The following is a 14,227-nucleotide window of genomic DNA, read 5'->3' on the forward strand; positions in this document are numbered from 1 at the left end:
TCAATGGCTCAGGGTGCGGCTGAGCCGGTGAGCCTCCTTCAGAAGGCGCACCACGTCCTGGTCGGTCGTCTCCCTGAAGTCGCCGTAGTGCAGGCTGACTGCTTCCAGGCGGTCCGGAGCCGACAGGCAGACGATATCGTCGACCTCTTCCTGCAGGGCTTCCAGCAATAGACGCGGCGCGACCGGCACCGCGATCCGGATCGACGCTACACCCATGTCCTTCAACGCGTGGATGCCGGCGCGGATCGAAACGCCGTTTGCAATACCATCATCGACGAGAATGATGTCGCGGCCCGTATGATCATGCTCGCTCGGCTCGTCCTCGCCGAAATACATCCGATGTCGGCGCTCGATTTCTGCGAGCTGATGTTCGCGCTCGGCCGCAAGATAGCCTGGCGGCACGTGGAACCGACGGGCGGCGTCTTCGTCGACGATCACGTGCGGCTCCCGCCCATCGACGACAGCGCCGATGCCGTATTCGGGATGACCGGGCGCGCCGATCTTGCGGACGATGAGGAGATCGAGCGGCAGGCCGAGCCGCTGGGCGACTTCGAAGGCCACGGGTACGCCGCCACGCGGCAGCGCCATCAGGATCGGATCGGGCGGCATCGCCGCCTGCATGGCTTCCGCCAATTGCCTTCCGGCATCCTCGCGATCGACAAAGGTTGGGCTTAGACCGAACATGTCATCCTCCCAGGATGGTGCGACGACGCCTGCCACCGCACTTGGTTCTTATGCCAGCCCGACGGCATCATATCACCAGCCGGACGTCCGACAACCGTGAGGATGGGGTTTGGGTTCCGTGCTCTCCAAAAGAGTCAGGAGCCCTTGCCCTTGTGGTGTTCGCTTTCCTGGTTGCGGCCGCGAATGATCGACGGATCGTCATGGAGGGAAACTTCCGCAGCCCGCATGTCCAGGTTATCGCCGCGACGGAATGCATCCTTGGCCGCTTCGCTCCGTCGCAGGTCGGGGCCGGGATCGAAATCCTTGGGCGCATTGGCGGTATTTTCCCGCTTTTCGATGACGTTACGTTGTTGCTGATGGGTCTTATTGCCTTGCATGGTCTATCCTCCTTGAGAGGTCATTTGTTCGCTCGGCCGCGTTGGTTGGGATCGACGCCGCCGAAACGAGTCGTGTCGTTACCGACATCGCCTTCCTCGGTATTCTCGCCGGCGATCTCGTCAGCGCCGGTAAAGCGGTTCAACCCTTTCGACTGGCCTATGCCTGGATCCTCCTTGAGATCGGCGTCGCTCGGCTTGCGGGTCTTGAAGTGCTTGGAAGTGGACATGATCGTCCTCCTTGGCTCAGGGACCGCGGTCTGGCCGCGGCCTCAGTGTTTCGTGCTGGACACGAATTTGTTAAAGCGGCTGGTTTTGCCGGCTTCCGTTTCTTCCTGGAAAAGGAAGACGAGCTTGTTCTCATCGAAGATCGAGAAGAAGTCGTCCCATGCGATTTCCTCCAGGGATTCTTCCGGCTTCCCGAAATCGACGCGCAGAATGCCCTCTTCCCGGGCACCCTTCACCCGGGCCGGATGGCCGCCGCGTTCCTCGATCCATTGCCGGATTTCCTTGTGATCGGTGGTTTCTACGGCTTTGCTCATGGTGCGTTTCTCCTTTCCATACCTGCTTGTCGAACCGGGACCGCCACCGAAGGTTCCGCGCCAAAACAAGCGAAGGGGGAACAAAACTCATGATCATGGGTTCACCGCGGGTCGGACGCATGACCTCCACGCGGCCGACATTGTCATAAGTACCCTCCCCAACTTGGCGCTTCCCATCACCGGGAAGCGCCTTTTCGTTCACTGCGGCGGTTCAACGCAGGGCCGCGGCATCCGGGCGCGCGGCATTGATGCGCATTGATCTCTTGACGCCCCCCGCCGATTGTCATCCGATGAGATGGATGGGCTTCCGGCCCCCGCCAGAAAAGGGATGACGCCATGTTCGAGACCTTCGACGCGACGCTGCTGGCGCGCATGCAGTTCGCCTTCACGGTCTCGTTCCACATCATTTTTCCCGCGTTTTCGATCGGGCTGGCGAGTTATCTCGCCGTGCTGGAAGGTCTTTGGCTGTGGAAGAAACAGGTCGTCTATCTGGAGCTGTTCGACTTCTGGAAGACGATTTTTGCTCTCGCCTTCGGCATGGGCGTCGTCTCCGGTATCGTCATGTCCTATCAGTTCGGCACGAACTGGAGCGTGTTCTCCGACAAGGTCGGCCCGATCATCGGCCCGCTGATGGGCTACGAAGTGCTCTCGGCATTTTTCCTGGAGGCAGGCTTCCTCGGCATCATGCTGTTCGGCCGCAATCGCGTCGGCCCCGGCCTGCATTTCTTCGCCACCTTGATGGTCGCGGTCGGCACCTTGATCTCCGCGACCTGGATCCTTTCCGCCAACTCCTGGATGCAGACTCCGCAAGGTTTTGCGATGAACGACAAGGGTCAGTTCATCCCCGCCGACTGGTGGGCAGTCATCTTCAACCCATCCTTCCCCTATCGCCTCGTCCACATGGTGCTTGCCGCCTATCTGACGACCGCCCTTGTGGTCGGCGCGGTCGGCGGCCTGCATCTCCTGCGCCGCACCGCCCCCTTGCGCGCCGGCACGATGTTCTCGATGGCGATGTGGATGTTGACGATTGTCGCCCCGATCCAGATCTTTGCCGGCGACCAGCACGGCCTCAACACGCTGGAACACCAGCCGGTCAAGGTCATGGCGATGGAAGGCCATTACCAGAGCCATCCGGACGGCGCGCCGCTGATCCTCTTCGGCCTGCCGAACCAAGCCGAGCAACGGATCGACTATGCAATCGAGATCCCGAAGCTTTCGAGCCTCATCCTGAAGCACAGCCTCGATGCGCCGCTCAAGGGCCTCGACACAGTGCCGCGCGAATTGCAGCCGCCGGTGCCGGTCGTGTTCTGGTCCTTCCGCATCATGGTGGGCCTCGGGTTCGTGATGCTGGGCCTCGGCCTCTGGAGCCTGTACTGTCGATGGAAGGGCAGCCTCTACACGACCGAGTGGCTGCACCGTGCTGCGATGGTGATGGGGCCGGCCGGCTTCGTCGCCGTGCTCGCCGGCTGGGTGACAACCGAGGTCGGCCGCCAGCCCTATACCGTCTATGGCCACCTGCTGACCGCCAACTCCGTCTCTCCGATTGCGGCGGCAGCAGTGGGCTCCTCGCTGATCGCCTTCATCGTCGTCTATTTCCTCGTCTTCGGCGCCGGCACCTTCTACATTCTGCGGCTGATGTCCCGCCTGCCGCGCGATCCGAGCGGCGACCTCGGCGAAGGCCCTATCCGAACCGCCGGCATCAATCCCGGCCCGCAAACCCCGGCACTTCAGGCAGGAGCCCGTCATGGCCATTGACCTTCCCTTCATCTGGGCGGCCATCATCGCCTTCGCAGTGCTTGCCTATGTCATCCTCGACGGGTTCGACCTCGGCGTCGGCATTCTCTTCCCGCTGTTTCCGGAAAAGCGCCATCGCGACGTAATGATGAACAGCGTCGCGCCCGTTTGGGACGGCAACGAGACCTGGCTTGTCCTCGGCGGCGGCGGGCTGATGGCGGTCTTTCCGCTCGCCTATGCGACGATCCTGCCGGCACTCTACGCACCTATCATCGCCATGCTGATCGGGCTGATCTTTCGAGGCGTCGCCTTCGAATACCGCTGGCGCACCGGCCGGGCACAATATCTCTGGAACTGGGCCTTTGCCGGCGGCTCGTTCATGGCGGCGTTGGCTCAAGGGATCGCGCTTGGCGCGCTGGTGCAGGGCATTCCGGTTGCAAACCGCGCCTACTCCGGCGGCTGGCGGGACTGGCTGACCCCGTTTTCGATCGCCACCGGCCTTGCAGTCGTGATCGGCTACGCACTGCTCGGCTCGACCTGGCTGGTGATGAAAACGACGGGCGACCTTCGCGACAAGGCTCGCAGCCTTTCCTATATCGCCGCCCTCGCGACGCTCGCCGCCATGGCGATCTTCAGCCTCTGGACGCCCTTTCTCGAACCGCTCTATCTGAAACGCTGGTTCTCCTGGCCGACGGCGATCTTCAGCATCATCGTGCCGCTGCTTGTCCTCGGCTGTTTCTGGCTTCTGCTCACGGGCCTGAAAAACAACCGCGACAGCCGGCCTTTCCTTGCCGCGCTCGGGCTTTTCATACTTGGCTACGCAGGCATCGGCATCAGCTTCTATCCCTATATCGTGCCGACATCCGTGACGATATGGGATGCGGCGGCGCCCGACGAAAGCCTCGGTTTCCTGCTGGTCGGCGCGCTGATCCTGGTGCCGCTCATCCTTGCCTATACGAGTTATGCCTATTGGGTCTTCCGCGGCAAGGTCGATCCGGAAGAGGGTTATCACTGATGACCGGCGGCGAAACCTTCAGGCGACTCGCCTGGTTCGTCGGCCTCTGGGTGGCCGGAGTGGTAACGGTCGGCACTGTCGGCGTGGTCATCAAATTCTGGCTCGGCGCCTAACGCCGTGTCAGCGCCACCACATAACGCGCCGGTTCCGTGCCTGGATTGAAGAAGACGCAATCGGCAGGCGGGCCGAGCAGAAGGCAATCACCGTCGGTGAGATGATGCATCACCGTCCCCTCCTGGAAATCGAGCCGGCCCGAAAGTACCCAGATCTGCTGGTGCTGGAAGGCGAAGGCGGATGCCGGATAAGGCACGCGCACGCCTGATGGCAGCGATACATCCAGAAGCTCCAACGGGGAATTCGCCGGAGAGACCGCGCGGCGGGTGTAACCCGTTTCCGGATCGGTCCAGGCCGGCTGTTCCGCCTGCAGCGCGACGCGCTCCTGCGCCCGCTCGGCAAGCGCCAGCAGAACTGAGAGCGGCAGACCGAAGGCGCCCGAGAGCCGGCCGAGCACGGTTGCCGTGGGGCTCGCCTCGCTGCGCTCGATCTTGCTGATCATCGCCTTGGAGACGCCCGAGCGTTCGGCAAGCTCGGCCAAGGACCAGCCCCGCGCCTCCCGCTCGATCTTCAGCCGCATGGCAATCGCCTGGACCGGATCATTTTCAGCCTGTTGCAAGCGGCTTGCCTTTCAACAATCGTCTTCTATAGTGGACGATAGCATCGTATAAGAGACGTGCCTTGTCCGCAATGAGGAATTCAAGGGGAAGATCGTGACGCGCGAAATCCGTTTCAACGCCTTCGACATGAACTGCGTCGGCCACATCCAGCAGGGGCTCTGGGCGCATCCGCGGGACCAGTCGCATCGCTATACGCAGCTGCGATACTGGACGGACTATGCGAAAAGGCTGGAAGCGGGCCTGTTCGACGGCATATTCCTCGCCGACGTTCTCGGCGTCAACGACGTCTTCGGCGGCAGCAATGCGGCGGCGCTGAGGGGTGCGGTACAGGTGCCGGTCAACGATCCGCTGCTGCTGGTGCCGGCCATGGCCGCCGTCACCGAACATCTCTCATTTGGCGTTACCGCCAACCTGACCCACGAACCGCCGTTCGTCTTCGCGCGCCGCATGTCGACGCTCGATCACCTGACGGGCGGCCGGATCGGCTGGAACATCGTCACCGGTTACCTCGACAGCGCCGCAAAGGCGATCGGCCTGGATGGGATGGCAGCCCATGACGATCGCTACGACCTCGCCGACGAATACATGGAGATCATGTACCGGCTCTGGGAAGGAAGCTGGGAGGACGACGCGGTGGTCTTCGACCGGGCAAACCGCGTCTATGCCGACCCGCCCAAGGTGCACAAGGTCCACCACCGCGGCAAGCAATACGGCATCGAGGCGATCCATCTCTGCGAACCCTCGCCGCAGCGCACCCCGGTTCTCTACCAGGCCGGCTCCTCGACCCGCGGCCGCCAATTCGCCGCCACCCATGCCGAGTGCGTCTTCGTCAACGGCCAGAAGACCGAAGGCGTCAAGGGCATCGTCGACGACATCAGGGCTCGCGCCGTCGAATACGGCCGCAACGCCGAGGATGTCAAAGTCTTCGTCGGCGCCACGATCGTCACCGCCCGCACCGAAAAGGAAGCCCGCGAAAAATTCGAGGATTATCGCGCCTATGCGAGTTCCGAAGGCGCGCTCGTACATGCGGCCGGCTCGCTCGGCATCGACTTTGCAAAATACGATCTCGACGAGCCGATCGAGACCGGCAAGAGTTCTGCGATCGTCTCCAACGTCGAGGCGATGACCCGCACCGTCGGGCCGCAATGGACCAAGCGCAAGCTGCTCGAACAGATGGTGCTCGGCAGCCGCCAGGCGCCGATGATCGGTTCCGCCGAACAGATCGCCGACAACCTCGTCGCCTGGATGGACCAGGCCGGCGTCGACGGTTTCAACCTGTCGCGCACCGTCGTTCCGGAATGTTTTGACGATATCATCGAACTGGTGATCCCGATCCTGCAGGAACGCGGTCTCTACAAGACCAGCTATCGCGAAGGCCCGTTCCGTGAAAAGCTGTTCGGAACGCCGCGCCTGCCGAGCCGGCATATCGCCGCCAGATATCGCACCATGGGATAAACCGATGAGCACCGCGACGACCCTGGAAACGCCAGCTGAAGGCCGCTGGTCGATGCTGGCGCTGTTGTGCCTCGCCGTCGTGCTCTCCTTCTCCTGCTGGTTTTCGGCAAACGCCATCGCGCCGGAGCTGAAACGCGTCTGGTCGCTGTCCGAAAGTGCCGCCGCCTGGCTCACAAACGGCGTGCAGATCGGCTTCGTGATCGGCGCTCTGGCCGCAAGCCTCTTCAACCTGCCGGACCTCATCCGCATGAACCGGCTGATGGCGGTTTCCGCCCTGCTTGCCGCGCTCTCCAATGCCGCCTTGGCTCTGGAACCCGGCCCGGCCGGTGCCATCCTCTGCCGCATGGTCACCGGTTTTGCGCTCGCCGGCGTCTATCCGCCGGCGCTGAAACTCGTTTCCACCTGGTTCATTTCCGGACGTGGCCTGGCGCTAGCCGGCGTCATCGGCGCGATCACCGCTGGCTCGTCGCTGCCGCACCTCTTCCGCGGCATGTCGTCGGCGGTCGATTGGCACAACGTCGTCCTCTCATCGAGCGGTGCGACGCTGGTCGGCGCCGTCGTTCTCCTCCTCTTCACCCGTGAAGGCCCCAATCCGTTCGGCAAGGCGCTGTTCGACCCGCGCCAGATCGGCCGGGTGCTGAAGGATCGCAACCTGCTGCTCGTCAACGGCGGTTATCTCGGCCATATGTGGGAACTTTATGCCATGTGGGCCTGGCTGCTTGCCTATCTGACCGCAGCCCTCGACAAGGGAGGAACCGGCATCAGCAGCGAAGCCTCGCTGCTCACCTTCATCGCCGTCGCATCAGGTGTATTCGGCTGTTTCGCCGGCGGCGTGCTCTCGGACCGTTTTGGCCGCACCGCCACCACCGCCGGCCTGATGATCGTCTCCGGCGCCTGCGCCCTGACCATTGGCTTCGTCTTCGACGGCCCCTTCTGGCTGCTGGCGCTGGTGGTGATCGTCTGGGGCATTTCGATCATCGGAGATTCGGCGCAGTTCTCCGCCGCCGTCACCGAGCTTGCAGACCGCAATTACATCGGCACGGCACTATCGCTGCAGATGGGCATGGGGTTCGCGCTGACCATTTTCATGATCTGGCTGATGCCGCATCTGGCCGCACTGCTGGGCGGGTGGCGGTGGACGTTCGTCTTGCTGGCGGTCGGGCCGATCTTCGGCGCCGCCTCGATGCTGATCCTGCGCGGTAGGCCGGAAGCCATCCGGCTTGCAGGCGGAAGGCGTTGATCTCAGGCGACGAGGCGACGGCCGGGCATCTCTTCCCGCTTCTGGCGATCGCGGGCGAGCCGTTCCGCACTGCGGGTCTTGAAGCCGCGTAACGCCGTCACCAGCCGTTCCACCGCATCGCGCAGGTCCGACGTCTGTTTCGACGTATCCAGCACCATGGCCGAATTTTCCTGGGTGAGCGAATCCATCCGGCTCAGCGCACCGTTGACCTCATGCAGGCCTATCGACTGATGCGCCGCCTCGGTGGCGATCGTCTTGACGATGGTGTTGATATCGTCGATGCGCGTGGTGATCTGGCTGAGCGCCGCACCGGCATTGTTGACGAGGTCGACGCCCGCCTGCACCTGCCGCGAACTGTCGGAGATCAGATCCTTGATCTCCTTGGCGGCATCGGCACAGCGCTGCGCCAGCGCCCGCACTTCCTGCGCCACGACAGCGAAACCGCGGCCCGCCTCACCTGCACGCGCCGCCTCGACGCCCGCGTTGAGCGCCAGAAGATTGGTCTGGAAGGCGATCTCGTCGATGACGCCGATGATCTTTGAAATCTCGTCGGACGACCGTTCGATCTCGCCCATCGCCGCGACGGCCTGCTTGACGACCGGTCCCGAGGCCCGTGCTTCCGAAAGCGCTACATCGACGGCCCCGGCCGCCTTGCTGGCGCCTTCGGCGGTGCCGGAAACGCTGTGGGTGAGCTGGTGCAGTGTCGCGGAACTCTCCTCCAGGCCCTGGGCCTGTTCCTCCGTCCGCCGGGCAAGATCCTTCGAGGCCTGGGAGATACCGTTGGTGCTGACGAGGATTTCCTCGCCGGCATGGCGCACGGTCGCCAATGTGCCGCGCAGCCTCTCGGCACTGCCGTTATAGCCTTCCGCCATCTTGACGAAGTTTTCAGGAAGAGCGGTGGAAAGCCGGCTCTCCAGATCGCCTGCGGCAAGGCCCTTCAGCACGTCGTCCAGAGCCTCGAGCGCAACTTCCTGCTCCTCGTCGGCGGCGAGCTTCGCCTCCTCGGCGTGGCGGCGCTGTTCTGCCTGTATCTCCAGATAGGCGGAGATCGAATAGTCAGTGTCGAGCATCGCCGCCTTGACCAGCGTCGCGACGTCCTTGGCGAGCTTTTCGGATTTGCCGCGCCCGAAACGGGACGGCCAGTTCTCGGCCATCACCTTGTGGATGAGGCTTTCCACGACCAGCGCCTGACTGCCGATATACCAGCGCGGATCGAGGCCAGAATGGGCATGCGCGGCGCCGACGGCCCGCACGCTTTCCACATAACGCTCGTCGTACTTGGCCTCGCCGACAACGTTCCAATGGCTCATCTGGCGCTTCTTGGCGCTTTCTACGTGAGCCTGGTTGGTGAAGGACTTGGCGGTGTCGGGTATCGACTGGATCTTCTTGTAGAACGTGCCGAGAGCCGTCGAAAGACCGGCATTGATGATCGGTGCGAGGCGGCGAAGCCTTGCCCGCGCCTCCTGGTCCAGACCGATAAAATCCAGACGCTTTTGCAGTTCGCGTTTTTCTTCAGCCGACGACATTATGATCCCCCAATCCGCCGCGGTCACCGCCCTTTGGGAGGTGTATCGGTTCCATATTGTGAAGGTTAAGGTGTAGGATCCCTTAATGCGCACCCCTCAAAACTGATAGGAAGTTACATTTTGCGATGAATTTCCGCCACCCGAGCGATGCTGATGCGGCGGAAGTTCGAGGAATTCTCTTGCGTGAATTATTCGAGCGTATAATAAGCCGTGACGCCGTGCCAAGAACGGCCTGCCGTTCCTCAGGAGATGACCCGTGAACCGCCGCACCTACCATAGGGCAAGCGAGGCCGAGCGGCGCGAGGACCTGATTGCCGCGACGCTCGATTGCATCGCCGAATTCGGCATCCAGGGCGCGACGGTCCGCCAGATCGCCATGCGCGCCGGCGTCACCGGCGGGCTGATCCGGCACTATTTCAGCAGCAAGGACCAGATGCTGCAGGCAGCCTACCGCAAGGTGATGGCGGGCATGACCGAGGCGGCGGTTGCTGCCGCGATCGAGGGCGAGACGGCCCGCTCGCGCCTGCGTCGCTTCATCGTCGCCAATGTGACGCCGCCGGTGACCGACCCGCGCACGCTGTCGCTCTGGGCCGCCTTCATCAGCCATATCCAGATCGACCAGAGCTTCGCCGCCATCCACCGCGAAAACTATCTCTCCTTCCTTGAGGCGCTGGAGACGCTGCTGTCCGCCTTCTTCGTCGAGGAGAAGCGAGCTCTGAGCCCCGCCCAATGCCGCACCTATGCAATCGGGGTCAACGCGCTCGTCGATGGCCTCTGGCTGGAGGGAACGCTTGCGGCCGATACCTTTGCGGAACACGAACTCGCAGAAAATGCACTGATCTCCGTGGAAGCGCTGCTGCGCCTGCAGCCCGGCGAGCTTTCGGCCGAACAACGATAAGAAAAGGAACCACCGATGCGTTATGCCTCGATCACCGACCGCCTCGCCCATCTCGGCTCCGGCCGCTGGGCACTCCACCTGACCGCCCGCCGCATGCAGGCATCAGGCGAGGACATCATCGAACTCACCATCGGCGAGCCGGACGTCAAGCCGGACAAGGCTCTGCTCGACGAGGCGGCGCGTGCCATGTATGCCGGCCGCACCCGGTATTCCAATGGCCGCGGCGAGCCGCCGGTGCTGAAGGCGCTGGTGGAAAAGTATTCGAAACGCCGGCCAGGTGTCACGGAGCGCAATTTCCTCTGTTTCCCCGGCACCCAGACAGCTCTCTATGCCGTCATGACCGGTCTCGTCGAAGCCGGCGACGGCGTGCTCGTCGGCGATCCGCTCTATGCCACCTATGAAGGCGTCATCCAGTCCACCGGCGCGCACATGATCCCCGTGCCGCTGCGTCCGGAAAAGAAATTCCACCTGCAGGCCGAGGACCTCGAACGGGCGATCACGCCGGAGGCCCGCGTGCTCCTTCTCAACACGCCGCACAACCCGACCGGCGCGGTGCTGACTGCCGCGGAAATCGCCGCCATCGGCGACGTCTGCCGCAAGCATGACCTCTGGATCGTTTCGGACGAGGTCTATGAGCAGTTGATCTTCGAAGGCACGCCCTTCGCCTCGCCCTTCGACATTCCGGCACTGGCCGAACGTACCATCGCGGTCTCGTCGATCTCGAAATCCCATGCTGCCCCCGGCTTCCGCAGCGGCTGGGCCGCCGGCCCCGAAGAGTTCTGTGAAAGACTGCTGCCGGTGTCCGAAACCATGCTGTTCGGCGTGCAGCCCTTCATCTCCGACATGACCGCCATGGCGCTGTCGCAGCATTTCGACACCGCCGACGTGATGCGGGAAAATTATCGCCGCCGTGCCACCATCGTCGAAAAGGCCTTTGCCGGCAGCAATCTCGTCAAGCCGATGCCGCCGGAAGGGGGCATGTTTGTTCTGCTCGACGTGACCGCCACCGGGCTCAACGGCGAGGAATTCGCCTGGGAACTGCTGCGCGAGAAAAAAGTGGCCGTCATGCCCGGCACCTCCTTCGGCGCCCAGGCCGCAGGCTTCCTGCGCATCTCGCTGACGGTCCCGGACGATACGGTTGCAACCGCCATGCACCGTATCGCCGACCTCGCCGGCCGCATCGCGTCCACTGGCAGAGACCGCGCGACAACCCCGATGGCGTGAGCGAAGTTCCCGATTGAAATCCATGAACGAGACGGGCTATGCTCGCTTCGGTTGATTTGAAAAACTGCCCATCGGAGGAGCGCAACATGCCCCATGTTATTGTCAAAATGGTCGAGGGCCGCTCCGAAGAGCAGAAGCAGGCACTGACGGCTGAGGTGACCAAGGCGGTCATGACCGCTCTTGGCTCTGCCGAGAGTTCCGTGTCGGTCGCAATCCAGGACTTTCCGAGAGACGCCTGGACGGACAAGGTCTACGTGCCGGATATCCAGGGACAGCCGGAGCTTGTCTACAAAAAGCCCGGTTACGATCCCTTCAAGTAATCGGCTGATCCGGGAAAATCAGCGGTCTCCTCCGCCGGCGGCTCCCAGCCGAAGACGCTGCGGCCGCCCCATTCGTGCGACTGGCGGAATTCGCCGGCGACGATCTCCTTGAGGTCCGGGCCGGTCACATACCGTTCCATCTGGCGGGCCTGGTCGTCGAGTCGCTTCAGCGCCTGCAGCTCCTCCTCCCGGCCGAGCCGGGCCTTGCCGACGGCAGACTTCATCACCTTGATCGTCTCGTCATAAACCTTCAGTGGCACCGGAAACGGATGCCGGTCCTTGCCGCCATGGGCGAGCGAGAAGCGCGCCGGATCGGAAAACCGGCAGGGCGTGCCATGCACCACCTCGGCGACCATGGCCAAAGCCTTGACCGTCCGCGCGCCGACACCCGGCATCAGCAGCAGGTTCTCGAAATCCTCCGGGCCGCGATCTGCCGCCGCCGCCAGCGTGCCATGCAGCCGCCTCATGTTGACGTCCTCCTCGCGGACATCGTGATGCGCCGGCATGACCAGATGCGGCAGCATCGGCTGCGCCGGTTCCTTCACCTTGCGCGCCGGCTCGATGGCAATCACCTCGCGGATGATCCGGTCCGGCCCGAGCGTCGCGAGTAGATCGAGCTGACCCTTTCGGGAGGCTTCGGCACGGTGGTCGGCGAGATTGACGATCTCGCCCTGCCCGCGGCCTTCGATCGCCGCATGCGGGGAATCGACGAAGCTCTTCAAACCCTCCGAGATCCAGTGGTAACGCCGCGCCTGGCGCTTGTCGCCGTTCATGCCCTGCTGCACCACCACCCATTTGCCATCGTCGGTGACGATGAAACCGTGCAGATAAAGATCGAACCCGTCCTGCACCGCGGCGCTGTCCACCTTGGCGACCAGACGGCTGGTCGTCGCAAGGCCGCTGCCGTCGATGCCGACGCGGTTGCCGACGGCGATCAATTCGTCCGGCGTCTTGCGGGAGCTCTGGCCACGGCCTCCGCAGACATGAATGCCGAGCTCGCCGGCCATCGGCGTCAGCCCGCGTTTGAGCGCGCCGAGAACGCTGGTGGTGATGCCGGAAGAATGCCAGTCCATGCCCATGACGCAACCGAAGGACTGGAACCAGAAGGGATGCGCCAGCCGCCGCAGAAGTTCGTCGCGGCCGTATTCGATGACGATCGCCTGGGTGATCACGGCACCTAGCCTGGTCATGCGCTCACCGAGCCACCGGGGAACCCGGCCGCCATGAAGCGGGAGATCGGCGCTGCCTGCTCTTTGAACCATGATCCGCTTATATACGGACGCCTGGGCTCACGATAGGGAAAAGTTCTGCAAACGTTCTCGCAATAGCCCGATCGTCGGCACATCCGCATTGGCGAAGGCGAAACGCAGGTAATCCTGCTGGCTCTCGCCGAAATAGGCGCCAGGAATGCAGATGATGCCGGCCTGCTTTGCAAGCTTTTCCGCCACTTCCGCCGAACTTCTGCCTGGGAACGGATGCCGCACGAAGGCGAAATAGGCGCCTATGGCATCGAGCTTCCAGTCGTTGACGGAGCGCATCACAACCTTCAGGGCATCGGCGCGACGGCCGATCTCCTGCCGGTTCTCCTCGCGCCAGTCGGCCAGAAGCGGCAGCGCCTTGGCGACGGCGGCCTGGGCCGCCCGAGGCGCGCAGATCTGCAGATTGTCCATGATCTTGGCGATCTGTTCGACCGCGAGCGGACCGGCGGTGATCGCGCCGAGCCGGTGGCCGGGGATGCAGAAGGATTTCGAAAAGCTGTAAAGGCTGATCAGCGTGTCTTCCCAGCCGTCGAGGCTGAACAGCGTATGCGGCGCCTGGTCCGCGACCGGCAGAAAGTCGCGATAGGTCTCGTCGAGGATCAGCCAGATGCCCTTGGTCCGGCAGAGATTGAAGATCGCTTCGAGCAGCGACGGCGGATAGATCGCCCCGGTCGGATTGTTGGGGGAAACGAGCGCCAGCGCCCGCACCTCGCCGGTAATCGCCGCTTCGAGCCCGATAAGGTCCGGCAGGAAACCGTTCGCCGCATCGCAGGCGACAAAGGCGGTCTTGACGCCCATCATCGCCAGCGTCGTTTCGTGGTTGAAATAGAAGGGCTCGGTCATCAGCACCGTATTGCCGGGGCCGGCCACCGTCATCGCGGCGCAGACGAAAGCCTGGTTGCAGCCCGACGTGATGTGGATGTTCTTAAGGCCGATGCCTGCGCCATAAACCTCCGAGACATGCGCCGCATAGGCCGTCCGCAGCTCGGCCTCGCCCTCGATCGGCCCATAGCCGGTAAAGGCTTTTGACGAGCCGGTCTCGCCGAGCAGCTTCAGCATGTCCGGATGGGCCGGATAACCGGGCACGGCCTGAGAGAGGTCGATCAGCGGACCTTTGGATCCGTCATAGGCACGCCCCCAGGCGGCGACGGAGGGTACGGGTGGAGGGCTGAGCTTTTCGATAAGCGGATTGAAGGCAGGCATGATCTTCCGAGAACAGGATTTTCCGAACAGGCGATTGCCAAGATGGGCAATTGATTGCCTTTCTTGTTTATCAGATTAT

The 14,227-nt window shown here is 63.1% G+C and carries 15 protein-coding genes; 7 read left to right on the plus strand and 8 right to left on the minus strand.

Annotated features, from left to right (window positions below):
• The 4 genes from ACZ9IU_RS18895 to ACZ9IU_RS18910 form a co-directional block, all read right to left on the minus strand.
• Positions 1 to 684, minus strand: coding sequence for a phosphoribosyltransferase (locus tag ACZ9IU_RS18895; protein WP_038545749.1), 684 nt, complete (start codon positions 682 to 684; stop codon positions 1 to 3).
• Between the two features lie 134 nt (positions 685 to 818).
• Positions 819 to 1,061: a hypothetical protein gene (locus tag ACZ9IU_RS18900; protein ID WP_038545753.1), complete on the minus strand. Its 243-nt coding sequence runs from the start codon at positions 1,059 to 1,061 to the stop codon at positions 819 to 821.
• A 20-nt stretch (positions 1,062 to 1,081) separates the two neighbouring features.
• Positions 1,082 to 1,288 (minus strand): hypothetical protein, encoded by a 207-nt coding sequence (locus ACZ9IU_RS18905; protein ID WP_038545756.1) that lies wholly within the window; start codon positions 1,286 to 1,288, stop codon positions 1,082 to 1,084.
• Between the two features lie 42 nt (positions 1,289 to 1,330).
• On the minus strand, positions 1,331 to 1,600 hold the full coding sequence (locus ACZ9IU_RS18910) for a hypothetical protein (protein ID WP_038545760.1): 270 nt from the start codon (positions 1,598 to 1,600) through the stop codon (positions 1,331 to 1,333).
• A gap of 336 nt (positions 1,601 to 1,936) precedes the next feature.
• Between ACZ9IU_RS18910 and ACZ9IU_RS18915 the strand changes: the two genes are divergently transcribed.
• Positions 1,937 to 3,355: a cytochrome ubiquinol oxidase subunit I gene (locus tag ACZ9IU_RS18915; protein WP_038545763.1), complete on the plus strand. Its 1,419-nt coding sequence runs from the start codon at positions 1,937 to 1,939 to the stop codon at positions 3,353 to 3,355.
• Entirely contained in the window at positions 3,345 to 4,349 is a 1,005-nt protein-coding gene (gene cydB / locus ACZ9IU_RS18920) for a cytochrome d ubiquinol oxidase subunit II (protein WP_038545766.1), read from the plus strand. Before ACZ9IU_RS18915 ends, cydB begins: the two co-directional genes overlap by 11 nt.
• Before the next feature lie 109 nt (positions 4,350 to 4,458).
• Here cydB and ACZ9IU_RS18925 read toward each other — a convergent pair whose 3' ends face one another.
• Positions 4,459 to 5,022: a helix-turn-helix domain-containing protein gene (locus ACZ9IU_RS18925; RefSeq protein WP_038545771.1), complete on the minus strand. Its 564-nt coding sequence runs from the start codon at positions 5,020 to 5,022 to the stop codon at positions 4,459 to 4,461.
• A gap of 94 nt (positions 5,023 to 5,116) precedes the next feature.
• On the opposite strand from ACZ9IU_RS18925, the gene ACZ9IU_RS18930 reads away from it, so the two are divergent.
• Both ACZ9IU_RS18930 and ACZ9IU_RS18935 read left to right on the plus strand, forming a co-directional pair.
• A complete protein-coding gene (locus ACZ9IU_RS18930) occupies positions 5,117 to 6,478 on the plus strand; it encodes an LLM class flavin-dependent oxidoreductase (protein WP_038545774.1) in 1,362 nt (453 codons plus the stop codon).
• 4 nt (positions 6,479 to 6,482) lie between these two features.
• The gene (locus ACZ9IU_RS18935; RefSeq protein WP_038545777.1) at positions 6,483 to 7,718 is read left to right on the plus strand and encodes an MFS transporter; all 1,236 of its coding nucleotides are present in this window, start codon (positions 6,483 to 6,485) and stop codon (positions 7,716 to 7,718) included.
• 2 nt (positions 7,719 to 7,720) lie between these two features.
• Here the strand turns inward: ACZ9IU_RS18935 and ACZ9IU_RS18940 are convergent, their stop codons facing one another.
• Positions 7,721 to 9,244: a globin-coupled sensor protein gene (locus ACZ9IU_RS18940; protein ID WP_038545780.1), complete on the minus strand. Its 1,524-nt coding sequence runs from the start codon at positions 9,242 to 9,244 to the stop codon at positions 7,721 to 7,723.
• Between the two features lie 256 nt (positions 9,245 to 9,500).
• On the opposite strand from ACZ9IU_RS18940, the gene ACZ9IU_RS18945 reads away from it, so the two are divergent.
• From ACZ9IU_RS18945 to ACZ9IU_RS18955, 3 genes are all read left to right on the plus strand, one after another.
• Entirely contained in the window at positions 9,501 to 10,142 is a 642-nt protein-coding gene (locus ACZ9IU_RS18945) for a TetR family transcriptional regulator C-terminal domain-containing protein (RefSeq protein WP_038545783.1), read from the plus strand.
• A gap of 15 nt (positions 10,143 to 10,157) precedes the next feature.
• Entirely contained in the window at positions 10,158 to 11,366 is a 1,209-nt protein-coding gene (locus ACZ9IU_RS18950; protein ID WP_038545786.1) for a pyridoxal phosphate-dependent aminotransferase, read from the plus strand.
• Positions 11,367 to 11,452: 86 nt separating this feature from the next.
• On the plus strand, positions 11,453 to 11,686 hold the full coding sequence (locus ACZ9IU_RS18955) for a tautomerase family protein (RefSeq protein ID WP_038545789.1): 234 nt from the start codon (positions 11,453 to 11,455) through the stop codon (positions 11,684 to 11,686).
• Here the strand turns inward: ACZ9IU_RS18955 and ACZ9IU_RS18960 are convergent.
• Both ACZ9IU_RS18960 and ACZ9IU_RS18965 read right to left on the minus strand, forming a co-directional pair.
• Positions 11,668 to 12,948, minus strand: a complete 1,281-nt coding sequence (locus tag ACZ9IU_RS18960) for a DUF763 domain-containing protein (protein ID WP_051899830.1) — start codon at positions 12,946 to 12,948, stop codon at positions 11,668 to 11,670. The genes ACZ9IU_RS18955 and ACZ9IU_RS18960 overlap by 19 nt on opposite strands.
• Positions 12,949 to 12,975: 27 nt before the next feature.
• Entirely contained in the window at positions 12,976 to 14,148 is a 1,173-nt protein-coding gene (locus tag ACZ9IU_RS18965; protein WP_038545792.1) for an aminotransferase, read from the minus strand.
• Positions 14,149 to 14,227 lie beyond the last annotated feature (79 nt).

This window comes from Mesorhizobium sp. USDA 4132, assembly GCF_056279545.1.